Source organism: Micromonospora okii (genome assembly GCF_020884795.1).
Taxonomy (GTDB): domain Bacteria; phylum Actinomycetota; class Actinomycetes; order Mycobacteriales; family Micromonosporaceae; genus Micromonospora; species Micromonospora okii.
Map to the genome: position 1 here is coordinate 65,619 of NZ_BBZF01000027.1, position 23,501 is coordinate 89,119.

Sequence of the window (23,501 nt, forward strand, 5' to 3'; positions counted from 1 at the left end):
AGGGCCGCCCCGGTGGGTATCGGGAAGCTAACGCAGGCACCGACGGGAAGGCGGATCGGGTGAGCGGGCAGCAGGAGATCGTCCACATCGGGGGCTACACGGCGGACGGCGGGGGGCGTGGCGAGGGGATCGTCGCGGCCCGCCGCGACCCGGCGACCGGGGCGCTGACCCCGCTCGGCACCGCCGCGGCGACGCCGTCGCCGTCCTTCCTCACCCGGCATCCCGCCCTGCCGGTCCTCTACGCGGTCAACGAGCTGCCCGCGGGCGGGATCAGCGCGTTCCGGGTCGGCCCGGACGGCGGGCTGACCCCGCTCGGGACCCGGGGCACCGGCGGCGCGGGGCCCTGCCACCTCGCCGTCACCCCCGACGGCGGGCACCTCGTCGTCGCCAACTACGGCGGCGGGAGCGTGACCGTCCTCCCGCTCGACCCGGCGGGCGTCCCCGGTGAGCGCAGCGACCTCGTGGTCCACTCCGGGCACGGCCCCGACCCGGAGCGCCAGGAGAAGGCGCACTGCCACATGGTCTCCCCGACGCCGGACGCCGGGCCGCTGCTCGCCGTCGACCTCGGCACGGACTCGATCTACCGGTACGACCTCGACGCGGCCACCGGGCGGCTGGTGCCCCGGGCCCCCCGGGTCCACACGCCGGCCGGCACCGGCCCCCGGCACCTGGCCCGGCACCCCGACGGGCGGCGCTGCTGGGTCACGGGCGAGCTGGACGGCACGGTGACCGCGTACGAGCTGACCCCGGACGGGGCGCTGCACCAGCGCGGCCGGGTCGACGCCAGCGCCCGCGCCGGGCACGTCCAGCCCTCCGAGATCGCCGTCGGGTCGGACGGCCGCTTCCTCTACGTCGGCAACCGGGGGGTCGGCACGGTGTCGGTCTTCGCCGTCGCGGGGGAGCTGCCCGAGCTGGTCGCCGAGGTGGAGACCGGCGGGGAGTGGCCCCGGCACTTCGCCCTGGCCGGCGCGCACCTCTACGTCGCCGACGAGCGCGCCGACATGGTCCGGGTGTTCCGGGTGGACCCGGCGACGGGCGTGCCGGAGCCGGTCGGCGAGCCCGTCCCCGTGCCCAGCCCGACCTGCGTCCTGCCCTGAGCGTGAGCCCCGCCCGGTGACCCTGGCCGGCCCTGCCCGGCCTGGCAGGCGGCGGACAGCACGCTCCGCCCCTGGTCAGGGCCGTTTGCGTGACGATCGAGGGTGTTCCCGTCACGGATCGTGGCGGGAACGCTCCGTAGATGTTCCTCGTCGGTAACTTTCGTCCGAACGGCCGTGGCAACCTGTGCGACCAGGTACGCAAGATGGTCGCGTGTCGGGCCGTCATCGCATGCGTTCACGTCTTCGGGGGGCCGGTGCCGTCGCATCGGCGACGGCGCTCGTCGCCGTCGTCGCGGGCACCTGGCTGGGCTACCGGGAGCTGGCCCGGCCGGCCTGCTCGGGGAGGCTCTCGCTCTCGGTCGCGGTGGCCCCCGAGCTGGCTCCGGCGGTGCGGTCGGCGGCCGAGCAGTGGGCGGCCGACGGCGCCGCCGTCGACGGGACCTGCGTCGCCGTGAGCGTCTCGGACGCCGACCCGGTGGACGTCGCCGCCGCCGTGGCGGGCAAGCACGGGGTGCAGCTCGCCGGGGTCGGCCAGGCCGGCGGCGCGGCGGTCACCCCGGACGTCTGGGTGCCGGACTCCTCGACCTGGCTCCAGCGGCTCAAAAGCGCGGGGGCCACCGCGTTCGCCCCGGGCAACGGCGCGTCCGTCGCCCGCAGCCCGGTGGTGGTGGCGGTGCCCGAGCCGGTGGCCGAGTCCCGGTTCGGCTGGCCCGAACGGAAGCTGACCTGGTCGGACCTGCTGCGCCAGGTCGGCGACAGCAAGCCGCTGCGCACCGGGATCGTCGAGCCGACGCGGGACGCGGCCGGCCTCTCCGGGCTGCTCGCGCTGACCGCCGCCGCCGGCTCGTCCGGGGGCGACGCGCAGGAGTCCACGACCGCCGCGCTGCGGGCGCTGGCCACCGGCCGCTCCGCGCTGCGCGAGGACCTGCTGGCCCGCTTCCCCCGCTCCGCCGACCCGTCGACGGTGGCCGCCGGCCTCGGCGCGGCCACGCTGTCGGAGGAGGACGTGATGGCGTACAACGCGCGCAGGCCGCCGGTCCCGCTCGCGGCGCTCTACCTCGAACCGACCCCGGTCCCGCTCGACTACCCGTACGCGGTGCTGCCCGGGATCGAGCCGGCGAAGCAGTCCGCCGCGAAGGGGCTGTTCGAGGTGCTCGCCACGCCGGGCTTCCGCAACCGGCTGGCCGAGCGGTCGCTGCGCGCCCCGGACGGCAACTGGGGCGACGGCTTCCAGGCGTTGCGGGGCGCGCCGAGCCCGGGCGGCGGCGGTGCCGCCTCCCCGGCCCCGGGCGGCGGCGCCCCCGCGACCGTGGACCCGGCCGTGACGGAGCGCGCCGTCTCGACCTGGTCGATCGCCACCCAGTCCGGCCGGATGCTCTGCGTCATCGACGTCTCCGGCTCGATGAAGCAGCCGGTGCCGAGGGCCGGCGGCGCCACCCGCGAGCAGGTCACGGTGGCGGCGGCCAAGCGGGGTCTGAACCTTTTCGACGACTCCTGGTCGATCGGGCTCTGGACGTTCTCCACCGAGCTGGTCGGTGCCCGGGACTACCGGGAGCTGGTCCCGATCGGCCCGCTCTCCGGCAACCGCGCCCGGCTGGAGCGGGGGCTGGGCACGATCCGGCCTTCCAGCGGCGGCACCGGCCTGTACGACACGATGCTCGCCGCCTACCGCACGGTCCAGGAGGACTGGGAGCCGGGGCGGGTCAACTCGGTCGTGCTCTTCACCGACGGCAGGAACGAGGACGCGAACGGCATCTCCCAGCGGAAGCTGCTCGCCGAGCTGAAGCGGATCGCGGACCCGGACCGGCCGGTCCAGGTCGTGATCATCGGGATCGGCGGCGACGTGAGCAAGGCCGAGCTGGAGTCGATCACCAAGGTCACCGGGGGCGGCAACTTCGTCACCGAGGACCCGACCCGCATCGGTGACATCTTCCTCAAGGCGATCTCGCTCCGCCCGACCGCACCCCGCTGAGTCACGAGTCAGTCACGCTCGATAATCCCGCAGGTGGGGGCCGGTGTGCCGGGTCGGCCCGACCTCGCCGGGAAACTGACGGCAATACGTCCGAACTATTCGGCGACCCCACTCGTCAGGCAAGATGTCGGGGTGCTCCGGCGTCGCCGGTCCCGTGTGGGGAGACCGGCCGCCGACCGGGGCCGGCTCGGCAGAGTGGGGAGGGCCGGTGACGTCGGCGACGTTGTTGACCGCTACCAGGACGCCGCCGGGGCGGCCTGGTCCTGACCGGACGGGGCCCGTGCCCCGGGTCGACGAGCGCGCGTACGTGCGGATGCTGGTGGTGCTCGACACCGCCGTGCTGGCCGTCGCCGTGCTCGTCGCCTACGTCGTCCGCTTCGGCGACGAGGAGCCGATCGGGTCGAAGATCCCGTACGTGCTGGTCGCCCCCGCGCTGGTCTGCACCTGGCTGCTCTCGCTCAAGGTGCTGCGCTGCTACGACGACCGGGTGCTCGGCTACGGCGCCGACGAGTACCGCCGGGTCGGCACCGCCAGCCTGCGGCTCGCCGGCGGCACCGCCATCGCCGGCTACATCGCCGACGTCGGCGTCTCCCGGGGCTTCCTGGCGCTGTCGTTCGCGCTCGGCATGCTGGGCCTGGAGGTGGCCCGGTTCGCCGCCCGCAAGCGGCTGCACCACGCCCGCTCCCGGGGGCGCGGCTGGTCGCGCAAGGTTCTCGTCGTCGGCGACACCGCGCACGTGCTGGAGCTGGTGCACCAGCTCCGCCGCGAGCCGTACGCCGGGTACCACGTCGTGGGCGCCTGCATCCCGGACGCGCTGCTGGCCCCGGTGCCGCAGCGGCTGGGCGACGTCCCCGTGGTCGGCTCGTTCCGGGGCATCCCGGAGGCGGTCACCGCGATCGGCGCGGACACCGTGGCGGTCACCGCCTCCGGCGAGCTGACCGCCACCCGGCTGCGCCGGCTCGGCTGGCAGCTTGAGGGCACCGGCGTCGACCTGGTCGTCGCGCCCGCCCTGACCGACGTGGCCGGCCCCCGCATCCACACCCGGCCGGTCGCCGGGCTGCCCCTGATCCACGTCGAGGCCCCCGAGTTCCGGGGGGCCCGCAAGCTGGTCAAGGGCTTCGTCGACCAGGCCGTGTCGTTCGTGGCGCTGGCCCTGCTGCTGCCGCTGCTGGCGGCGATCGCGCTCGCCGTCAAGATCGATAGCAGGGGGCCGGTGCTGTTCCGGCAGACCCGGGTCGGCCAGGGCGGCCGGGAGTTCGGGGTGTTCAAGTTCCGCACCATGGTGGTCAACGCCGACGCCCTGCTCGCCGAGCTGACCGCCCGCAACGAGACCGACGGCCTGATGTTCAAGATGCGCGACGACCCCCGGGTGACCCGGGTGGGGCGGGTGCTGCGCAAGTGGTCGCTGGACGAGCTGCCGCAGCTCGCGAACGTGCTGCTCGGGCACATGAGCCTGGTCGGGCCGCGCCCGCCGCTGCCCTCCGAGGTGGCCCGCTACGACGGCGACGTGGCCCGCCGGCTGCTGGTCAAGCCCGGCATGACCGGCCTGTGGCAGGTCAGCGGCCGATCCGACCTGAGCTGGGAGGACGGCATCCGGCTCGACCTGTACTACGTGGAGAACTGGTCGCTCGCCGCCGACCTGACCATCATGTGGAAGACCTTCGGCGCGGTGCTGCGCAGCCGGGGCGCGTACTGAACCGGCGCGCGTACTGAACGGGCGCGCCCCGGGGCCGACCCGGGGCGCGCGGTGCCGGCCCCGGGCCGGTCAGGGGCGCGGGCCCGTCCAGTCCAGACAGACCACCACCGCGTCGTCGATCAGGTCGCCGGCGACGAACGCCCGCAGGTCGCCGATCAGCGACCGGACCGCGTCCAGCGGCTCCATCGGGCCGGTGCGGCGCAGGAACCGCTCCAGCGCCGTCTCGCCGTACCGGGCGTGCTGGCCGGTGGCGTCCACGACGCCGTCGCTGAGCACGAAGAGGCGGTCACCGGGGCGCAGCGTGACGTGCTGCTCCCGGTAGTCGGTGCCGTCGAACATGCCGAGCGGGAACTGCGCCTCCAGCGGCTGCTCGACCACCTGGCCGTCGCGCAGCAGCACCAGCCGGGGCGACCCGGCGTCGACCACCGTCAGCTCCCCGCCGGCCAGGTCCAGCTCCAACAGCAGCGCCGAGACGTGCTGCTCGCCCCGGTGCAGCGCGTACACGGCCTGATCGGCGAGGGCGGCCTGGTCGGCCAGGGCCAAACCCGCCCGGCGGGCGTTGCGCAGCGCGTGGGTGGCCAGGGCGGTGAGCACGGAGGCGACGACACCCTCGCCCATCCCGTTGATCGTGGACAGCCACAGCCGGCTCCCGTCGTCGGACCAGTCGAAGCTGTCGCCCCGCACCGCGTACGCCGGTTCGAGCTGGCCGGCCAGGCTGAACGACGGGCGCACCCGGCTGCGGCCGGGCAGCAGCTCCCACTGCATCTCGGCGGCGAGGGTGAGCCGGCGGCTGCGGCGGGCGGTGCGGTAGATGTCCGTGCCCTCGTTCACCGTGACCAGCTCGTGGCCGAGCGCGGTGGCGATCCCGAGCAGCTCGGCCAGGGCCGCCGGGTCGCCGGGGACCGGGGTTACCCGGAGCACCCCCCGGCGCTCGCCGCGCATGCTGACCGGGAGGTAGCCGGTGCGGTCGACGACGATCGGCTCCTGGTGGTCGAAGCACCGCCAGGCGGGGTGCCCCGGCCCGGAGACCGGCTCACCTCCCGAGAGGGGCAGCAGCGCCGCGAGACGGTAGTCGACCTGGAGGAGTTCGACGGCCGTGATGCCGTACGACCCTTCGAGTTCCGCCGCGAGCCGCTCGACCAGCAGGTCGGCGGGAGCCTCGGTGAGGGCACGGCGGGCGCGGTCCTCCGCACCGATCATCGTCACTCCTGTAGTTCGGACGGGCCGGCGACCAGGGGTGCCGGTAGTCTCTTGGTCAACATGGCCGAGGAACACGGCCCACGCGGGCCAGAAGCGAGTATGGCCGCCGCCCTCGACGCGGCGGCCGGCACCCTGCTCACGGTCTTCGAGGCGGCGCGCGAGCGCACCACCAGCCGCATCTCCGGCGCCCAACTGCGCGTGGTCATGATGGTCGAGCGGCACGACGGCATCAACCTGCGGCGGCTGGCGACGCAGCTCGACATGCTGCTCTCCTCGGCCAGCCGGCTCTGCGACCGGCTGGTGGCCGCGGGCATGTTGGAACGCGAGCCGGGTCGGTCCGACCGGCGGGAGATCTCCCTGCACCTCACCCCGGAGGCCGAGCGCCTCCTCGCCGAGATGCGGGCCGACCGCCGACAGCGGCTGGCCGGCATCCTGGCCGGGATGACCCCCGAGGGGCGGCAGGCCCTCCTCGCCGGGGTCCAGGAGTTCGACGAGGTCGCCCGCCTGCGGAACGCGGAGCCGCCGGAGACCGGGCCGACCGCCGAGACCCGGGCGGACGGGTGGGGGCCGCAGGTCGCCCGGGGTGACTGGCGCGACGAGACGACCACGGGTGGAGGCTGGCCCGGCGAGGGCGTCGCGGGCGAGGGCTGGTCGACCGGCAGGGCCGCCCGCTCGGCCTGACCGCGCCACACACCGCTCCCAGGGCGGGGCGGGGCCCAGGGCAAGGGCCGGGGGCGCGGGGCGCGGGGCGCGCCCGACGGTCAGCGGCCAGCCGCGTGCACGACCAGCATCGCGATGTCGTCGTGGGCCTTCCCGCCGAGCCACTCGTCGACGCGCCGGAGCACCCAGTCGACCAGGGCGGCGGGCGGCAGCCCGGCACCCGACGCCACCGCCCGGCGCAGCCGCCGGTCGCCGAACGCCTCCATGCCGCCCGCGCCGCCCCGGGCCCCGGTGACCCCGTCGGTGTAGGCGAGCAGCAGCTCGCCCGGGGCGAGGTGGACCTCCACCTCGGCGAACCGGGGTGCGGCGAGCGCGCCGACCGGCGTGCCGCCGACCCGCAGCGGTGCGACCCGGCCGTCGGCCCGGACGACCAGCGGCGACGGGTGCCCCCCGCCGGCCACCCGGACCAGCAGCCCGCCGTCGGGCCCGGGGGCCAGGGTGCCGAGCAGCAGGGTGGTGAACTGGCTGCGCCGCGCGGCGTCGGGGGCGTCGAGGAGCGCCCGGTCGAGCAGGCTCAGCAGCTCCGTCGGCCGCCGCTCGACCATCCGCAGCGTCTGGAGGGACTGGCGGACCCGGTTGGTGAGCACCGCCGCGCCCACGCCCCGGCCGCACACGTCGCCGAGGGCGAACAACGCGCCACCGGGGGTGGGGAGGACGTCGTAGAAGTCGCCGCCGATGCGCAGGCTGTCCCCGGCCGCCCGGTAGCCGCCGGCCAGGGCGACCCCCGGGATCTCGGGCAGCTCGGGGGGGAGCAGGCTGTGTTGCAACACCCGGGCCAGGTGGGCCTGCTCGCCGTAGAGCTCGGCGGTGGTGAGGGCGGCCCCGGCCCGCGCCGCGAACTCCCGGGCCAGCTCGACGTCGCGCTGCTCGAAGCCGGGACGGTCGGCCCGCCGGACCAGCACCAGGGCACCGGCCCGGCCGCCCGCGTCGGGCATCGGGCTGACCAGCAGGGCCCCGGGCCGGCCGAAGCCCGCCGGCAGCACCGTGCCCAGCTCGACGGGCCCGCCGGCCGGCTCGGGGCCGAATCCGTCCGCTTCGCCCCCGAGCACCTCGGGGCCGAAGCCGCCCGCGTCGCCGCTGAGCACCTCGGCCAGGCCGGGCACCACGGCGCACAGGTTCGCCGGGCCGGGCTCGGGCGTCACGCCGGGGTCGCCCTCGGCGTACCGGAGCCAGCGCGGGGCGTCCTCGGCCGGGGCCGGCGGCCGGTGCACGACGAGCGCGGCGTCGGCCAGGTACGGCACCGGCAGGGTGGCGGCGGCGCGCAGCGCCTGGTCGCGGTGCAGGGCGAGCCCGAGCCGGTTGCCGGCCCGGGCCAGGAAGGCGGTGCGCGACCGCTCGACGAGCAGGGCGTCGGCGCGCGCCCGCTCCTCGGTGACGTCCCGCACGTACCAGGCGCACCGTCCGCCGCGCAGCGGGCGGCGGACGCCGCGCAGCCGCCGGCCGCGGTGCTCGGTGTCGAAGGCGTCCGCCCCGGCGGCCGTGGCCCGGGCCAGCGCGCCGACCGCGCACCGGGCGAGGTCGGCGCCCGGGGCGAGCTCCGGCAGCAGCTCACCCGCCGTCGCGTTGAGGAGGGTCACCACCCCGGCGTGGTCCGTGGTGATGACGGCGTCGGCGAGCCCGTCCAGCAGCTCCCGGGCCAACCGGAGGTCGGCGGACGGCGGGGGCCCGGGGCCGGCGGACGGTTCGGGGCCGGGGCTGGGCGGCAACGCGGGCCCGGGGACGGCCGGCAACGCGGGCCCGGGGATGGCCGACGGCGCGGACGCCGGGGAGCGGCGGCGCGGTGGGCGGGACACCGGCTCGGCGTCGACCGGCCCGGCGAGACCGTCGCGGCGGACGGACGTCACCGCGGACCGCCGGTCGGTCGACCTGTGTGCATGCTGGTGGTGCGCTCCTCCGCATCGGTGCCCCTGACCTCCGGCAAAGCGTACCGATCCGCTCCGGCGCGCGCCCATCGAGGAAACGGCGGGGTCAGCCGGCATCGCGTCGGCGGATCAGCCGGGGCGGCCGAGCCAGCCGGCCGGGTCGGCAACGATCCGCCGGACGACCGAGCCGGCCGCCCCGACGACGGCGGCCTCCGGGCCGAGCGCCGACGGGCGTACGGTGACCGGCGACCACCCGGCGGTGATCACCCGCCGGGACACCTCGGCGAGCACGGGGGGTCGCAGCCACGGCGTGAGCAGGGCGTATCCGCCGCCGAGGACCACGGTGTCCAGGTCGAGCAGGTTCACCACGGCGGCCACGGCCACCCCGAGCGCCCGCCCGGCCTCGGCCAGCGCCGCCCGGGCGGCGGGGTCTCCGACGGCGGCGAGGTCGGCCAGCCGGGCGGCGGCGGTGTCCGCCGGCAGGTCCGCCCCCGCCAGCCCGGCGGCGGCGAGCACGGCCTCCTGGCCGGCGTACCGCTCCAGGCAGCCGCGACCGCCGCACCGGCAGGGCCGCCCCTGCGGGTCGACGGGAAGGTGGCCGATCTCGCCGCTCCAGCCCCGCACGCCCCGGAACAGCGCCCCGTCCAGCACGATGCCCGCGCCGATGCCCACCTCCCCGGAGACGTGCAGGAAGCTGGCCGGGCCGGTGGGGTCGGCGTGCAGCTCGCCGAGGGCGGCGAGGTTCGCCTCGTTGTCGACGACCAGGGGCGGGATCCCGGGGACCGGGTCGACCAGCGGGGGGTGGGCGGCCAACAGGTCGCCGACGGCCACGTCACGCCAACCGAGGTTCGGGGCGAGCCGGACCAGCCCGGCGGCGTCGACCAGCCCGGGGACCGCGAGGGCGGCCCCGGCCAGGGTGAGGCCCTGCCGCTGCGCGTCGGCGCGGGCGGCGGCGGCGAGCGCGGCGAGCCGGGCGAGCGCGTCGGCGGGGGAGAGCGGACGCAGGTCGGCCCGGCGCACGGTGTGGTGCCGGACCCGGCCGGTCAGGTCGACCACGCAGGCGGCCAGGTAGTCGACGTTGACCTCCAGGCCCAGCCCGGCGGGGCCGGTGCCGGCCAGCACCAGCCCCCGGGCCGGGCGGCCCGCGCCGGCGCGCGGGGCGGGCTCCGACTCGGCCACCAGCCGGCCGGCGATGAGGTCGTCGACGACGGCGGAGACGGTGGCCCGGGTCAGGCCGGTCGCGGCGGCCACGTCGGCCCGTGACGGCGGGCGGGGCGCGGCGGCGATCCGGCCGAGCACCACGGCGAGGTTCAGCTCGCGCAGGGTGCCCTGACGGACCGCCCCGGAGGCGGCGGCGGGGCGGGTCACCCCTTGACACTGCCACAGGGCGACAAAATAATTCAACCAATGAACAAATAGCGACCGGAGGTCCGCATGGCACCCCGCCCCACCCCCGCCGACAAGTTCTCCTTCGGCCTCTGGACGGTGGGCTGGCAGGCCCGCGACCCGTTCGGCGACGCCACCCGCCCCGAGCTGGACGCCGTCGAGGCCGTGCACCGGCTCGCCGAGCTGGGCGCGTACGGGATCACCTTCCACGACGACGACCTGGTCCCCTTCGGCGCCGACGCCGCCACCCGCGACGCCCGCCTCGCCCGGTTCCGCAAGGCGCTCGACGAGACCGGGCTGGTCGTGCCGATGGTCACCACCAACCTCTTCAACCACCCCGTGTTCAAGGACGGCGGCTTCACCAGCAACGACCGCGACGTGCGCCGCTACGCGCTGCGCAAGGTGCTGCGCAACCTCGACCTCGCCGCCGAGCTGGGCGCGAGGACCTTCGTCATGTGGGGCGGCCGGGAGGGCGCCGAGTACGACCTGGCCAAGGACGTCCGCGCCGCGCTGGAGCGCTACCGCGAGGCCGTCGACCTGCTCTGCCAGTACGTCCTCGACCGCGGCTACGACCTGCGCTTCGCGCTGGAGCCCAAGCCGAACGAGCCGCGCGGCGACATTCTGCTGCCCACCGTCGGGCACGCGCTGGGGTTCATCTCCACCCTGGCCCACCCGGAGCTGGTCGGCCTCAACCCCGAGGTCGGCCACGAGCAGATGGCCGGGCTCAACTTCGCCCACGGCATCGCCCAGGCGCTCTGGCAGGGCAAGCTGTTCCACATCGACCTCAACGGCCAGCGCGGCATCAAGTACGACCAGGACCTGGTTTTCGGCCACGGCGACCTGCTCAACGCGTTCGCCCTGGTGGACCTGCTGGAGCACGGCGGCCCCGACGGCGGCCGGGCGTACGACGGTCCCCGGCACTTCGACTACAAGCCCTCCCGCACGGAGGACGTCGCGGGCGTGTGGGCCTCGGCCGAGGCGAACATGCGCACCTACCTCCTGCTCAGGGAGCGGGCGGCGGCGTTCCGGGCCGACCCGGAGGTCGCCGAGGCCCTCGCGGCGAGCCGGGTGGCGGACCTGGCCACCCCGACGCTCGCCCCGGGCGAGGGCTACGCCGACCTGCTCGCCGACCGCTCCGCCTTCGAGGAGTACGACGTCGACGCGGCCGGCGCGCGGGGCTTCGGCTTCGTCCGGCTCAACCAGTTGGCCGTCGAGCACCTGCTCGGCGCCCGCTGAGGCCGCCGCCATGCCGCTGGTGGCGGGGGTCGACTCGTCCACGCAGTCCTGCAAGATCGTGATTCGCGACGCGGAGACCGGCGCGTTGGCCCGCGAGGGGCGGGCCGCCCACCCCGACGGCACCGAGGTCGACCCGGCCGCCTGGTGGGCCGCCCTGGGGTCGGCCGCCGAGGCGGCGGGCGGGCTGGCCGACGTGGCCGCGATCTCGGTCGCCGGCCAGCAGCACGGCATGGTCTGCCTCGACGAGGCGGGCCGGGTGGTCCGGCCGGCGCTGCTGTGGAACGACACCCGGTCGGCCGGGGCCGCCGCCGACCTCGTCGCGGAGGCCGGCGGCGGCGAGACCGGCCGCCGGTTCTGGGCCGAGGCGGTCGGCTCGGTCCCGGTGGCCAGCTTCACCGTCACGAAGCTGCGCTGGCTGGCCCGGCACGAGCCGGCCAACGCCGAGCGCACAGCGGCGGTCTGCCTGCCGCACGACTGGCTGACCTGGCGGCTGGCCGGCGCGCCGGGTCTGGACGCGTTGCGCACCGACCGCAGCGACGCCAGCGGCACCGGCTACTGGTCGCCGGCCACCGGCGGGTACCGCCTGGACCTGCTGGAGCGCGCCTTCGGCCGACGGCTGCGGGTGCCGGTCGTGCTCGGGCCGGCGGAGCCCGCCGGCGGTCTCGACCCGGCGGCGCTGCCCGGTGCGCGGGGCGGGGCGGGCGGTGCGCTCGGCGGCGGGGACGGTGCGCTCGGCGGCGCGGGCGATGCCTACGAGGGCGGGGCGCTCGGGGGCGTCGGCGGGGGCCTCGGCGGGGTGCCGCTCGGCCCCGGGGCGGGGGACAACGCCGCCGCCGGGCTCGGCGTCGGGGCCCGCCCCGGCGACGTGGTCGTCTCGATCGGCACCTCCGGCACCGTGTTCAGCGTCGCCGACGCCCCGGCAGCCGACCCGGACGGCGCGGTCGCCGGGTTCGCCGACGCCACCGGCCGGTACCTGCCGCTGGTCTGCACGCTCAACGCGGCCCGGGTGCTCGACGCCGCCGCCGGCCTGCTCCGGGTCGGCCTGGACGAGCTGTCCGACCTCGCGCTGGCCGCGCCGCCCGGCGCGGACGGGCTGGTCGTGGTCCCCTACCTGGAGGGCGAGCGGACCCCGAACCGGCCGTCGGCGACCGGCGCGGTGCACGGGCTGACCCTGCGCACCTCGACTCCCGCCCACCTGGCGCGGGCGGCCGTGGAGGGGATGCTCTGCGCCCTCGCCGACGGCCTCGACGCGCTCGTCGCGCAGGGCGCCCGCGCCGACCGGGTGATCCTCGTCGGCGGCGGGGCCCGCTCGGCGGCGGTGCGCCGGATCGCGCCGCAGGTCTTCGGCCGCCCGGTCGTCGTCCCGCCGCCGGGGGAGTACGTCGCCGACGGCGCGGCCCGCCAGGCCGCCTGGCTCACCCTCGGCGGCGACGCGCCGCCCGAGTGGGCCCCGGCCGGTGCGCGGGAGTACGCGGCCGACCCCGTGCCCGCCGTCCGCGACCGCTACGCCGCCGCCCGCGACCGGGTGCTCGACCGGCCGACCTGAGGGCTGGTTCCGGCTCCAGGTCGGCGACAGGGCGCCTTCACCCGCGCCCGGACACCCCCATGTCGCCGACATGGCGCTGCACACTCCAGGTCGGCGACATCGCGCCTTCGTCCGCGCCCGGATACCCCCATGTCGCCGACATGGAGCCGACGTCCGCGCCCGGACACCCCAGGTTGCCGGCATCGCGCTCGGACACGCCGGGTCGCCGGCGTGGAGCCGGCTGCCGGGCGGCGGTTGTCGCCCTGACCGGGGCAGCGGGCATGCTGGGGCGGTGAACGATCGGGCGGCGGTGCGGCGGGCGTGGGGCGGTGGCCCGGCCCACCGGGCGTACAGCGTGGTGGTCTTCGTGCTGCTCGCCTCGCTGGACAACGTGGCGATCGGCCTCGTCCCGCCGCTGTACGGGTCGATCTCCGGGGCGCTCGGCGTGCCGCAGCGGCTGCTCGGCCTGGTCACCGCCGTCAGCTTCCTGGTCAGCGCCGCCGCAGCGGTCGGCTGGGCGTACGTCGGTGACCGGACCGACCGGAAACCGCTGCTGATGGTCGGCACCCTGATCTGGGCGGCCGGCACCGGCGGCAGCGCCCTGGCCCAGAGCTACCCGACGTTCCTGGTCGCCCAGCTCGTCGCGGCGGTCGGCCTCGGCGCGGTCGGTTCGGTCGGCTTCTCCGTGGTCACCGACCTGATCTCGCCGCGTCGCCGTGGGCTGGTGATGAGCTTCTGGGGGCTGTCCCAGGGCGTCGGCACCCTCGCCGGGACGCTGGCCGGCGGCCTGCTCGGCGCGACCGACTGGCGGCGGCCGTTCGCTGTGCTCGCCGTCGCCGGCCTGGCCGCCACGGTCGCGTACCTGCTCACCCACGACATCCGGCGCGGGCAGAGCGAGCCGGAGCTGGCCGGGGCGCTGGCCGCCGGGGCCGAGTACGACTACCAGATCACCCGGGCCGACCTGCCCCGCATCCTGGCCCGGCGGACGAACCGCTGGCTGGTGTTGCAGGGCCTGACCGCGCAGGCCGCCTTCGGGTCGCTGGTCTGGTTGCCGCTGCTCTTCGCCGAGCGGGCGCGGTCGCAGGGCTACTCGCCGGCCACCGCCGTCGTGGTGGGCAGCGTCTTCGCCACCCTGTTCCAGCTCGGCGGGGTGCTCTCCATCGTCGGCGGGCTGGTCGGCGACGCCCTGCAACGGCGTACGCCCCGGGGCCGGGCCCTGGTCGCGGCGGTGGGCATCCTCGCCGCCGTGCCGTTCTACCTGGTCCTGTTCTTCGTGCCCATCCGCATCGACGTGCCCGACGGCGGCGGCACCGGCGCGGTGGTCGGCGCGGTGCTGGCCAGCGTCGTCACCGAGCCGACGGTCGGGCTGAGCCTGCTCACCGCCGTCGTCGCCCTGGCGCTGACCTCGGCGAACTCGCCCAACTGGTTCGCCCTGATCGCCGACGTCAACCCGCCGGAGCACCGGGGCACCGTCTACAGCCTGGGCAACCTCGTCAACGGCGTCGGCCGGGCGGCCGGCAACGGGCTGGTCGGGGTGGCGTTCCACGGCCTGCGGGCGGCCTTCCCGCCGCCGCTGAACTACGCCGTCGGGCTGGCCGCGTTCCAGCTCTTCTTCGTCCCGACCGGGATCATGTACTGGCTCGCCTCCCGCACCTCGCCCCGGGACATCGACGCCGTGGCCGACCTGCTGCACACCCGCGCGGAACGCCTGTGAGGAGGGGCCCCTTGTCAACGCATAGCGTTAACAGGGGGCCCCTCCTTACACACAGGTCAGGCGGCGCGGAACCAGACCGTGACGTCGGCCGGGACCGCGCCCTCGTCGGTCAGCGGGGCGCTGGCGTGCAGCAGCTCCGCGCCGGCCGGCAGTGGCGCCGCCGCGTCGCCGAAGTTGGTCAGCACGCTCACTTCGCCGTTGCGGAAGCTCAGCACCTCGTCGCCGGAGGAGAGCCAGTACAGGGTGCCCCGGCCCAGCCCGTGCTCGCGGCGCAGCCGCAGCGCCGTGCGGTACAGCTCGTACGTCGAGCCGGGCACCTCGCGCTGCCGGTCCACGGCGTACTCGGCCCACATCGGCGGCTGCGGCAGCCAGCTCGCGTCGGTCGGCCCGAAGCCGTACGAGGGGGCGTCGGCCTCCCACGGTATCGGCACCCGGCAGCCGTCCCGGCCGCGCTCGGCGTGCCCGCTGCGCTCCCAGGTCGGGTCCTGCCGCGCCTCGTCGGGCAGCGTCATGTGTTCCGGCAGGCCCAGCTCCTCGCCCTGGAACAGGTAGGCGGAGCCGGGCAGGGCCAGCATCAGCAGGCTGGCCGCCCGGGCCCGGCGCAGGCCCAGCGCGGCGTCCGGCTGCGGGTCGCCGATGCCGATGCCGTTCGGCCGGGGGGTGCCGACGGGCAGGCCGAGCCGGGAGGCGTGCCGGACCACGTCGTGGTTGGAGAGCACCCAGGTGGTGGGCGCGCCGACGGAGTCGGTCGCCTCCAGCGAGCGGGTGATCACCGCGTACTGGGCGGGGGCGGTCCAGGACGCCTGGAGGTACTCGAAGTTGAACGCCTGGTGCATCTCGTCGGGGCGGACGTACCGGGCCAGCCGCTCGGCCGGCTCCACCCAAGCCTCGGCGACCAGGACGCGCCCCCCGTCGTAGGAGTCGAGGAGGCGACGCCACTCGCGGTAGATCTCGTGGACGCCGTCCTGGTCCCACATCGGCGGGCGCGGCCGGTCGGCCTCGTTGCCGGAGAGGATCTCCTGCGGCTCCCGCCAGTTCGCCAGGTCGGCCTGCTTGATCAGCCCGTGCGCCACGTCCACCCGGAAGCCGTCCACCCCGCGGTCCAGCCAGAACCGGAGCACGTCCAGGAACTCGGCGCGGATATCCGGGTTGTCCCAGTTCAGGTCGGGCTGGCCGGGGTCGAACAGGTGCAGGTACCACTGCCCCGGGCTGCCGTCGGGCCCGGTGACGCGGGTCCAGGCGGGGCCGCCGAAGACGCTGGTCCAGTCGTTCGGCGGCTCGTCGCCGTCCGGGCCGCCGCCGTCGCGGAAGACGTACCGGGCGCGCTCGGGGCTGCCCGGGGCGGCGGCGAGGGCCTCGCGGAACCAGCGGTGCGCCGACGAGGTGTGGTTGGGCACCAGGTCGACGATGACCCGCAGGCCCCGGTCGTGGGCCTCGGCGATCAGCCGGTCGGCGTCGGCGAGCGTGCCGAACAGCGGGTCGACGTCCCGGTAGTCGGCCACGTCGTAGCCGGCGTCGGCCTGGGGGGAGGGGTAGAACGGCGACAGCCAGACCGCGTCCACCCCCAGCTCCACGAGGTGGTCGAGGCGGGCGGTGATGCCGGGCAGGTCGCCGATGCCGTCGCCGTTCGCGTCGGCGAACGAGCGGGGATAGATCTGGTAGATCACGGCCTCGGTCCACCAGGCGGTGGCCGAGGCGGCGAGCTGTTCCTGCGGGATCGCGTTGGTGTTCAGGGCCTTCTCCCGTGTGTCGAAGCCGTCCCGGTCACATGTTCCCCGCCGGCCGGGGGACGAACCCGTTCAGTCTGCCCGGGGCGGGGCGGTCGAGTCCCGTACGACCAGCCGGGTGGGCAGGATCACCGGCGTGACGTGCGGGTCCGTGCCGGCGTCGCGGGGGGCGGGGCCGCCGGCCGGCAGGGGGAGCAGGGCCCGCCCGCCGAGGGGGTCGAGCAGGATGTGGGCCGCCAGCCGGCCCTGCTCCGCCGCCGGCTGGGCGACGGTGCTCAGCCCGAGCACGCCCGAGAGGTCGTGGTCGTCGATGCCGATGACGCTGACGTCCTGCGGCACCCGCAGGCCGGCCCCGCGCAGGGCGCGCAGCGCGCCCATCGCCAACTCGTCGGAGGCCGCGAAGATCGCCGTGGGCGGCTCGCCCCGGGCGAGCAGCTCGACCGTGGCCTGGTTGCCGCCGTCGGTGGTGAACTGCGACTCGACGTCCAGGCTGGGGTCGGGGACGATGCCGGCGGAGCGCAGCGCCTCCTGGTAGCCCCGGCGCCGCTCCCGATGGGCGGTGAAGGTCAGCTCGTGGGGGTCGCCGGAGATGTGCGCGATCCGGCGGTGGCCCAGGTCGAGCAGGTGCCGGGTGGCGGTCCGCGCGGCGGCCAGGTCGTCGATGCGGACGCAGGGCCAGCCGGGCACCCGGCTGCCCGAGCTGACGGTCACCCCGGGCAGGCCCAGCGCGGCGAGGAAGGTCAGCTCGGCGGGCCCCAGCGGGGTGCCGACCAGCATGACCGCGTCCACCCGCTTGTGCAGGCTCGCGGTGCGCAGCACCCGCTGGCGGGTGTGCTCCCGGCCGCCGAGGTTGTAGAGCAGCAGGTCGTAGCCGCGCTGGTGCAGGGTCTCCTCGACCGCCTCGACGACGGTGCCGAAGAACCAGCGGGTGATCCGGGGGACCACCACCGCGACGGTGGCGGTCCGGCCGCCGGCCAGCCGCGACGCGCTGGGCGAGACCGCGTACTGGAGTTGCTCGGCGGCGGCGAGCACCCGGCGACGGGTGGCCGCGGAGACCGTCGGCAGGCCGCGCAGCGCCCGCGAGACGGTCGCGGTGGAGACCCCGGCCAGGCGGGCGACATCATCGATCTTGGTCACGCTTTCCCCGCTCCGCGCCCGCCCGCCGCCGCCCGGTGACGGGCGGCGGCGGGCGTCCAGGTCAGCCCTTGACGCTACCGGCGAGCAGGCCGCGCACGAAGTACCGCTGGAGCGACAGGAACACGATCAACGGTACGACCATCGAGACGAACGCGCCGGCGGTCAGCCGTTGCCACTCGTTGCCCCGGCTGCCGGCCATCTCGGCCAGCCGGACGGTCAGCGGGGCGGTCTCGTTGCCGCCCCCGGCGAAGATCAGCGCGACCAGCAGATCGTTCCAGACCCAGAGGAACTGGAAGATGCCGAAGGCCGCGAGGGCCGGGGTGATCAGCGGCAGGACGATGGTGCGGAAGATCTTCGGGTGGGTGGCCCCGTCGACCCGGGCCGCCTCCATCAGGTCCTTGGGCAGTTGCGAGATGAAGTTGTGCAGCAGGAAGACGGCGAACGGAAGCGCGAAGCAGGTGTGCGCGAACCACACCTGCGCGAACTTCTGCTCGTCGACCAGGTCCCAGGCGGGCATGAGGGTGACCCCGCCGAGGGTGACGCCGGTGGAGAAGAACTTCAGCAGCGGCACCAGGGCCATCTGCAACGGGACGATCTGCAACGCGAAGATCGCGATGTACATCCAGTCCCGGCCGCGGAAGTTGATCCACGCCAGGGCGTACGCGGCGAGCGACGCGAACGCGAGCGGGAACAGCACCGACGGGATGGTGATCGCCAGCGAGTTGATGAAGTAGCTGGCGAGCTGCCCCGAGGAGGAGGACGTGCCGAACAGCACCTCCTGGTAGTTCTCCACGGTGAACTGCGGATCGCTGAAGAACGTCCACCAGCCGGTGGTCTTGATCTGGTCCTCCGGCCGGAACGAGGAGACGAGCAGGCCGAAGGTCGGAACCGTCCAGAGCAGCGCCACGATGATCGAGACCACCGTCGCGGTGCGGCTGTTCAGCCGCGTCCGTACCCGCCCGGCGGCGGTGGACCTCTTCGTGGTGGCCTGGGCCCCGGCGGGCATCGCGGGCGTCGTGGTGGTCATCTCAGCCCTCCCGCTGCTGACGCAGGTTGCGGATCTGGTAGATCACGAGCGGGATCACCAGCACGAACAGGAAGACCGCCAGCGCCGAGCCCTGCCCGTTCTGGCCGTACCGGAACGACTGGTTGTACATCTCGTTCGCGATGACGCTCGTGTCGTAGTTGCCGTTGGTGCCGGTGCGGACGATGTCGAAGACCTTCAGGGTGGCGATCGAGATCGTCACCACCACGACGATCAACGCCGGGCGGATGCTCGGCATGGTGATCTGCCAGAACATCTGCCACGGGGTGACCCCGTCCAGCCGCGCGGCCTCGACGATGTCGGCCGGGATGGCCTTGATCGCGGCGGAGAGCACCACCATCGCGAAGCCGGCCTGGATCCAGACCATGATCACGATGAGCAGCAGGGTGTTCAGGGGCGAGTCGAGCAGCCACTGCTTCGGCTCGCCGCCGAAGCTCACCACGATCTGGTTGAGCAGACCGATCTGCTCCTGCCCCTCGCCCCGGTACGCGTAGACGAACTTCCAGATGATCGCCGCGCCGACGAACGAGATCGCCATCGGCATGAAGATCAGCGACTTGGCCACCGACTCGAACCGGGCCTTGTCCACCATGATCGCGTAGAGCAGCCCGAACGTGGTCGCCAGCAGCGGCACCAGCAGCACCCAGACGAGCGTGTTGATCAGCACCCGGACGATCGAGTCCTCGGAGAACATCCAGGTGTAGTTGCGCAGGCCGACCCAGTTGTCGCTGCCACCGTCCATGAACGACAGCAGCGTCGTGCGGATGGCCGGGAAGACCAGGCCGATCAGGAGCAGCAGCACCGCCGGCAGCATGAAGAAGAACGCGAACCCGCTCTCGCCCCGCTTCGGCCGCCGGATCGGCGGAGCCCCGTTCGCCGAGGCGGCGACCAGCTGCGCCTCGCGGCGTCGGGCGAACCACGACGGCACGGCGTCGAGGAGCAGCAGCAGGCCCCCGACGACCGCGACGAACGCGATCAGCCCGTACATCAGCATGAGGAGCTTCGGCTGCTCTTCGGCGAAGTCGAACTCCATCAACCCTCCTTCGGGTTCGGATCTGTTCGGCGTGGTCCGGCCCGCGCGGCGACTCCGGCGCAACCGTCGTCGCCGGTGCGGACGACGTCGGCGCGCGGGGTGCCGCCGGGCCGGACCACCGCCTCAGATCACTTCGGCCAGCTGCTCTCGATGCCCTGGAGCACCGTGGCGGTGTCCTTGCCGTTGATCCAGTCGACCATGCCCTTCCAGAAGGTGCCCGCGCCGACGGCGGCCGGCATCAGGTCGGACCCGTCGAACCGGAAGACGGTCTTCTGGTCGAGCAGGATCTGGACGGAGAGCTTGTCGACCGGGTTCGGCACGTTGGCCAGGTCGAGCTTCTTGTTGGCCGAAACCCAGTCGCCGATCTTGGCGCGGCTGTTGGCGTACTCGCCGGAGGCCAGGTAGGTCTGCACCGCCTGGACCTCGGGGCGGTCGGCGAAGGCCGCGACGAACTCGCCGCCGCCGAGGACCGGCTTGCCCTTGGCCGGGTCGATGGCCGGGAAGTAGAACGCGAAGACGTCGCCGTCCTCGGCCACCTTGGTGCCCTTCGGCCACTGGTTGGCGTAGAAGGACGCCTGGCGGTGCAGGCCGCACTTGCCGGTGGTGATCGGCGTGCCCGCCTCCTGGAAGGAGGTGGTGGCGATGCTCTTCACGCCGCCGAAGCCGCCGTTGACGTACTTCTCGTTCTTGAGGATCGTGCCGGCCTTGTCGAGGGCCTCGGCGACCTTGGGGTCGTTGAACGGGATGCCGTGGGTGGTCCACTGGTCGTAGACCTCGGGGGTCTGCGTCCGCAGCATCAGGTCCTCGATCCAGTCCGTGGCCGGCCAGCCGGTCGCGTCCTGGGACTCGATGCCGGCGCACCACGGCTTGGTGCCGCTCGCCGCGATCTGGTCGCTGAGCTTGATCAGCTCGTCCCACGTGGTGGGGACGGTCCAGCCCTTCTCCTTGAACGTCTTCGGCGAGTACCAGACGAAGGACTTGACGTTCGAGCCGAGCGGGGCGCCGTAGAACTGGCCGTTGACGGTGCTGTACTTCAGCCAGTCGGCCGAGTAGTTCTGCTCGGCCATGGCCTTGGTGTCTGCGCCGGCCGGCTTCAGCTTGCCGGAGTCGGCGAACCGCTTGAGCAGGCCCGGCTGCGGGATGAAGGCGATGTCGGGGGCGTTGCCGCCGTCGACCTGGACGCCGAGCTGGGCCTCGAACTCGCCGCTGCCCTCGTGGTCGATGTCGATGCCGGTGCAGTCCTCGAACTGCTTCCAGGACTGGTCGAGGCGGTCGGCCTCGATGTCCCGGATCGAGGAGTAGATCTTGACCTTCTTGCCGTCGTGCCCCTCGTATGCGCTGTAGCCCGCGCACTCCGCGGAGCCCGCCTTGTCGCTCTTCTTGTCGTCGCCGGTGCCGCAGGCAGCGACGCCGAGCGCCAGCCCCAGTACGCCGGCGACCGCGAGAGCCTGGCGTGGTCTGGCAGAGACCGCCATGCCGTTCTCCTTCCTTGCCGGCGCGGCCGTGCTCGATCCGGCGCCGGACCATTGGACATCACCACATGTAAGCGCTTGCAATTGTGGCCAGTCCAGCCCCATCCGGACACGGACGAGTAACAATCCGGAAATCTGCTCACCCTTCGTGGGCGCGCTCCCACGGAATAGGGGTAGGTGGGGTGCCGTCACCCCTTTCCGCGCCTGGCGGTTTCTGTCACCCTGGGGTCAGCCGATCGAAGGTTATGAACCTTAGGGGGTACGGGATGCGTAAGCGGTGGTTCAGCCTCGCGGCGGCCGGTGTGCTGGTCGCGGCGACCCTGGTGCCGGCGGCCCCGGCCATGGCCGCGCCGACCTTCAAGGTGCCGTTCCCCTGCGGCCAGTCCTGGTCCGGGCAGACCCGCTCCGGCCACAGCCCCGCGTACGCGGTCGACTTCAACCGCACCGACGACCAGGGCGACCCGGTGGTGGCCAGCGCGCCCGGCACCGTCGACCGGGTGACCGACCTCGGCGGCACCAGCTACGGCAAGTACGTCCGGATCGACCACGGCGGCGGCTACAGCACGTACTACGCCCACCTCAGCGGCTTCAACGTCTCCGTGGGCCAGAGCGTCGGCTACGGCAAGGTGATCGGCTGGGTCGGCAGCACCGGCGGTTCCACCGGCCCGCACCTGCACTACGAGCAGCGGCTCAACGGCAACGACATCCAGGTCCGCTTCAACGGCACGCTGGCGCTGTACTGGGGCACCAAGTCCTACACCAGCAACAACAACTGCTCCTCCGGCGCGGGGTCGGGCACGGTCGACACCGCCGGCACGCCGCTGACCGTCCGCTCCGGGCCCGGCACCGGGTACGCCTCGGTGGGCACGGTCGCCGACGGGGCCAAGGTCACGATCCAGTGCCAGACCAGCGGCACCTCCGTCACCGGGACCTACGGCACCAGCTCGATCTGGGACCGGATCGGCAGCGGCCGGTTCATCGCCGACGCCTACGTCTACACCGGGCACGACGGCTACATCCCCAACGTCCCGCGCTGCTGACCCGCGCCCCCTACTTGTTAGGAAGGGACCCCTATACAACGGAATCCGTTGGTAGGGGGCCCTTCCTTGCACCTCAGTTGAGGCGCCAGATGGTGTAGTTCAGCGCGCCGGCGAAGGTGACCCAACCCCAGTACGGCAGGAGCAGCGCCGTCGCCGGGCGGGAGATCCGCGCGAAGAGCGCCACGTTCGCCCCGATCGCCAGCCACATCAGCGCCAGCTCGGCGAACGCCAGGCCGTAGCGGCCGGCACCGAAGAACAGCGGGGTCCAGAGCGCGTTGAGCACGAGTTGGGCGGTCCACGCCCAGAGCGCCGGCCCGAAGCCGGCCCGCTGCCAGGCCAGCCAGCCGGCGACGGCGACCATCGCGTAGAGCACGGTCCAGACCGGACCGAAGAGCCAGGCCGGCGGGGCCCAGTCCGGCTGGTCCAGGCGCGCGTACTTCTCGGCGCTGCCCCGGACACCGAGCCCGCCGACGGCCGCGGCCACCGTCACCGCCGCGCCGAAGCCGAGCAGCGCCCCCCACCTGCGTCCCCCGGTCCTGCGCCGGACCATGCCCGAAAACGTCATGTCGGACAGGTGCCCGGCGGTCGGCCGGGCAAACCCGGGCGCTCGGCCCGGCACCCACGAAGACGCCGGGGTCGTCGTGTCCGGCGCGCCCCTGTCTGGGAGGACGGAGCTCCGGTCACGACGACCCCGGCGGGTCGGTGGTGGTTGGGAAAGTCAGAGGTCAACTGAAGATGCTGACGCCGCCCGGGCCGACCAACAGCCCGACGACGATGAGGACGACGCCCCACAGGATCTGCCGGCGGAACAGCGCCAGGATGCCGGCCACAACGAGTACGACTGCGAGAATCCAGAGAATCAGCTCCATGACTGCTGAATACCCGAGTGACCGATACCGGAAACCTCGCTCGCGTCCAGGTGATCACCCAGATGGAAGATGGAGTACGCCTGCTTGATCACCGGATGGGCCACGTTGCGGACCCGGACGCCGCCCGGGGTGGTGCCCCGCTCGCTGCCGGCGTGGGCGTGCCCGTGCAGCGCCAGCGCGGTCGGCGTGGAGTCGATCGCCTGGCCGAGCTGGTACGACCCGAGGAACGGGTAGATCTCCAGCGGCTCGCCGGCCAGGGTGTCCGGGACGGGGGAGTAGTGGGTCAGCGCCACCAGCAGGTCGCAGTCCAGCCCCCGCAGCGCCGCCTCCAGCGCCCGAGCGCTCTCGTTGGTGGTGCGGACGAACGCCTTCATCTCCGGCTCGCCGAAGTCGCTGGCGCACCGGCCCGCGAAGCCGCCGCCGAAGCCCTTCACCCCGGCCACGCCGAGCCGCCCGCCCGGGAACTCCAACACGGTCCCCTCGCCCTCCAGCACCCGGATGCCCGCGTCCTCCAGCACCTTGACCACCTGCGGCACCTGGTCGGACTGGTGGTCGTGGTTGCCGAGCACCGTCAGCACCGGCACGCCCAACCCGCCGAACTCGCGCGCCACGCAGCGCGCCTCGGCCTCGGTGCCGTGCCGGGTCAGGTCGCCGGCGAGCAGCAGCACGTCGGCGCAGTCGGGCAGCTCGTCCAGGGCGGGTCGGAACCGGCCCACCACGTCCTCGTCCATGTGCACGTCGCCGACGGCGGCGATCCGGATCACCTCTCG

19 protein-coding genes are annotated in these 23,501 nt (G+C 74.5%); 8 read left to right on the forward strand and 11 right to left on the reverse strand.

Features of this window, described 5'->3' with window-relative positions:
• Positions 1 to 59 precede the first annotated feature (59 nt).
• The 3 genes from LPU43_RS25880 (at position 60) to LPU43_RS25890 (ending at position 4,765) form a co-directional block, all read left to right on the forward strand.
• Positions 60 to 1,097, forward strand: coding sequence for a lactonase family protein (locus LPU43_RS25880; protein WP_229403140.1), 1,038 nt, complete (start codon positions 60 to 62; stop codon positions 1,095 to 1,097).
• A gap of 229 nt (positions 1,098 to 1,326) precedes the next feature.
• Complete coding sequence (locus tag LPU43_RS25885; protein WP_229403141.1) at positions 1,327 to 3,069, forward strand: substrate-binding domain-containing protein; 1,743 nt, start codon at positions 1,327 to 1,329, stop codon at positions 3,067 to 3,069.
• 313 nt (positions 3,070 to 3,382) lie between these two features.
• The gene (locus LPU43_RS25890; RefSeq protein WP_505846321.1) at positions 3,383 to 4,765 is read left to right on the forward strand and encodes a sugar transferase; all 1,383 of its coding nucleotides are present in this window, start codon (positions 3,383 to 3,385) and stop codon (positions 4,763 to 4,765) included.
• A 69-nt stretch (positions 4,766 to 4,834) separates the two neighbouring features.
• Here the strand turns inward: LPU43_RS25890 and LPU43_RS25895 are convergent, their stop codons facing one another.
• Positions 4,835 to 5,965: a PP2C family protein-serine/threonine phosphatase gene (locus tag LPU43_RS25895; RefSeq protein WP_229403143.1), complete on the reverse strand. Its 1,131-nt coding sequence runs from the start codon at positions 5,963 to 5,965 to the stop codon at positions 4,835 to 4,837.
• A 99-nt stretch (positions 5,966 to 6,064) separates the two neighbouring features.
• Here LPU43_RS25895 and LPU43_RS25900 point away from each other — a divergent pair, with 99 nt between their 5' ends.
• Positions 6,065 to 6,646, forward strand: coding sequence for a MarR family winged helix-turn-helix transcriptional regulator (locus LPU43_RS25900; RefSeq protein WP_229403144.1), 582 nt, complete (start codon positions 6,065 to 6,067; stop codon positions 6,644 to 6,646).
• Positions 6,647 to 6,726: 80 nt separating this feature from the next.
• Here LPU43_RS25900 and LPU43_RS25905 read toward each other — a convergent pair whose 3' ends face one another.
• The gene (locus LPU43_RS25905) at positions 6,727 to 8,529 is read right to left on the reverse strand and encodes a PP2C family protein-serine/threonine phosphatase (protein WP_229403145.1); all 1,803 of its coding nucleotides are present in this window, start codon (positions 8,527 to 8,529) and stop codon (positions 6,727 to 6,729) included.
• A gap of 147 nt (positions 8,530 to 8,676) precedes the next feature.
• On the reverse strand, positions 8,677 to 9,915 hold the full coding sequence (locus LPU43_RS25910) for an ROK family transcriptional regulator (protein ID WP_229403146.1): 1,239 nt from the start codon (positions 9,913 to 9,915) through the stop codon (positions 8,677 to 8,679).
• A 66-nt stretch (positions 9,916 to 9,981) separates the two neighbouring features.
• Here LPU43_RS25910 and xylA point away from each other — a divergent pair, with 66 nt between their 5' ends.
• The 3 genes from xylA to LPU43_RS25925 all read left to right on the forward strand — a co-directional run bounded on the left by xylA (position 9,982) and on the right by LPU43_RS25925 (position 14,408).
• Positions 9,982 to 11,169: a xylose isomerase gene (gene xylA / locus LPU43_RS25915; protein ID WP_229403147.1), complete on the forward strand. Its 1,188-nt coding sequence runs from the start codon at positions 9,982 to 9,984 to the stop codon at positions 11,167 to 11,169.
• A gap of 10 nt (positions 11,170 to 11,179) precedes the next feature.
• Entirely contained in the window at positions 11,180 to 12,715 is a 1,536-nt protein-coding gene (locus tag LPU43_RS25920; RefSeq protein ID WP_229403148.1) for a xylulokinase, read from the forward strand.
• Between the two features lie 271 nt (positions 12,716 to 12,986).
• On the forward strand, positions 12,987 to 14,408 hold the full coding sequence (locus tag LPU43_RS25925; protein ID WP_229403149.1) for an MFS transporter: 1,422 nt from the start codon (positions 12,987 to 12,989) through the stop codon (positions 14,406 to 14,408).
• Between the two features lie 56 nt (positions 14,409 to 14,464).
• Here LPU43_RS25925 and LPU43_RS25930 read toward each other — a convergent pair whose 3' ends face one another.
• The 5 genes from LPU43_RS25930 to LPU43_RS25950 form a co-directional block, all read right to left on the reverse strand.
• Positions 14,465 to 16,141, reverse strand: a complete 1,677-nt coding sequence (locus tag LPU43_RS25930) for a glycoside hydrolase family 13 protein (RefSeq protein WP_229403192.1) — start codon at positions 16,139 to 16,141, stop codon at positions 14,465 to 14,467.
• A 66-nt stretch (positions 16,142 to 16,207) separates the two neighbouring features.
• Complete coding sequence (locus LPU43_RS25935; RefSeq protein WP_229403150.1) at positions 16,208 to 17,272, reverse strand: LacI family DNA-binding transcriptional regulator; 1,065 nt, start codon at positions 17,270 to 17,272, stop codon at positions 16,208 to 16,210.
• 61 nt (positions 17,273 to 17,333) lie between these two features.
• Positions 17,334 to 18,299: a carbohydrate ABC transporter permease gene (locus tag LPU43_RS25940; protein WP_229403151.1), complete on the reverse strand. Its 966-nt coding sequence runs from the start codon at positions 18,297 to 18,299 to the stop codon at positions 17,334 to 17,336.
• A 1-nt stretch (position 18,300) separates the two neighbouring features.
• Complete coding sequence (locus LPU43_RS25945; RefSeq protein ID WP_229403152.1) at positions 18,301 to 19,350, reverse strand: carbohydrate ABC transporter permease; 1,050 nt, start codon at positions 19,348 to 19,350, stop codon at positions 18,301 to 18,303.
• 128 nt (positions 19,351 to 19,478) lie between these two features.
• Positions 19,479 to 20,825, reverse strand: a complete 1,347-nt coding sequence (locus LPU43_RS25950) for an ABC transporter substrate-binding protein (RefSeq protein ID WP_229403153.1) — start codon at positions 20,823 to 20,825, stop codon at positions 19,479 to 19,481.
• Between the two features lie 263 nt (positions 20,826 to 21,088).
• Here LPU43_RS25950 and LPU43_RS25955 point away from each other — a divergent pair, with 263 nt between their 5' ends.
• Positions 21,089 to 21,862, forward strand: a complete 774-nt coding sequence (locus tag LPU43_RS25955) for a M23 family metallopeptidase (protein ID WP_229403154.1) — start codon at positions 21,089 to 21,091, stop codon at positions 21,860 to 21,862.
• Between the two features lie 73 nt (positions 21,863 to 21,935).
• On the opposite strand, the gene LPU43_RS25960 is transcribed toward LPU43_RS25955, so the two are convergent.
• The 3 genes from LPU43_RS25960 to LPU43_RS25970 all read right to left on the reverse strand — a co-directional run bounded on the left by LPU43_RS25960 (position 21,936) and on the right by LPU43_RS25970 (position 23,495).
• Positions 21,936 to 22,427, reverse strand: a complete 492-nt coding sequence (locus tag LPU43_RS25960; RefSeq protein WP_229403155.1) for a TspO/MBR family protein — start codon at positions 22,425 to 22,427, stop codon at positions 21,936 to 21,938.
• Positions 22,428 to 22,587: 160 nt separating this feature from the next.
• Positions 22,588 to 22,731 carry a GPGG-motif small membrane protein gene (locus LPU43_RS25965; RefSeq protein ID WP_167179460.1) on the reverse strand — a complete coding sequence of 48 codons (144 nt, stop codon included), beginning with the start codon at positions 22,729 to 22,731 and terminating at the stop codon, positions 22,588 to 22,590.
• Entirely contained in the window at positions 22,722 to 23,495 is a 774-nt protein-coding gene (locus LPU43_RS25970; RefSeq protein WP_255686644.1) for a metallophosphoesterase family protein, read from the reverse strand. The genes LPU43_RS25965 and LPU43_RS25970 overlap by 10 nt, the downstream gene beginning before the upstream one ends.
• Between the last annotated feature and the right edge of the window lie 6 nt (positions 23,496 to 23,501).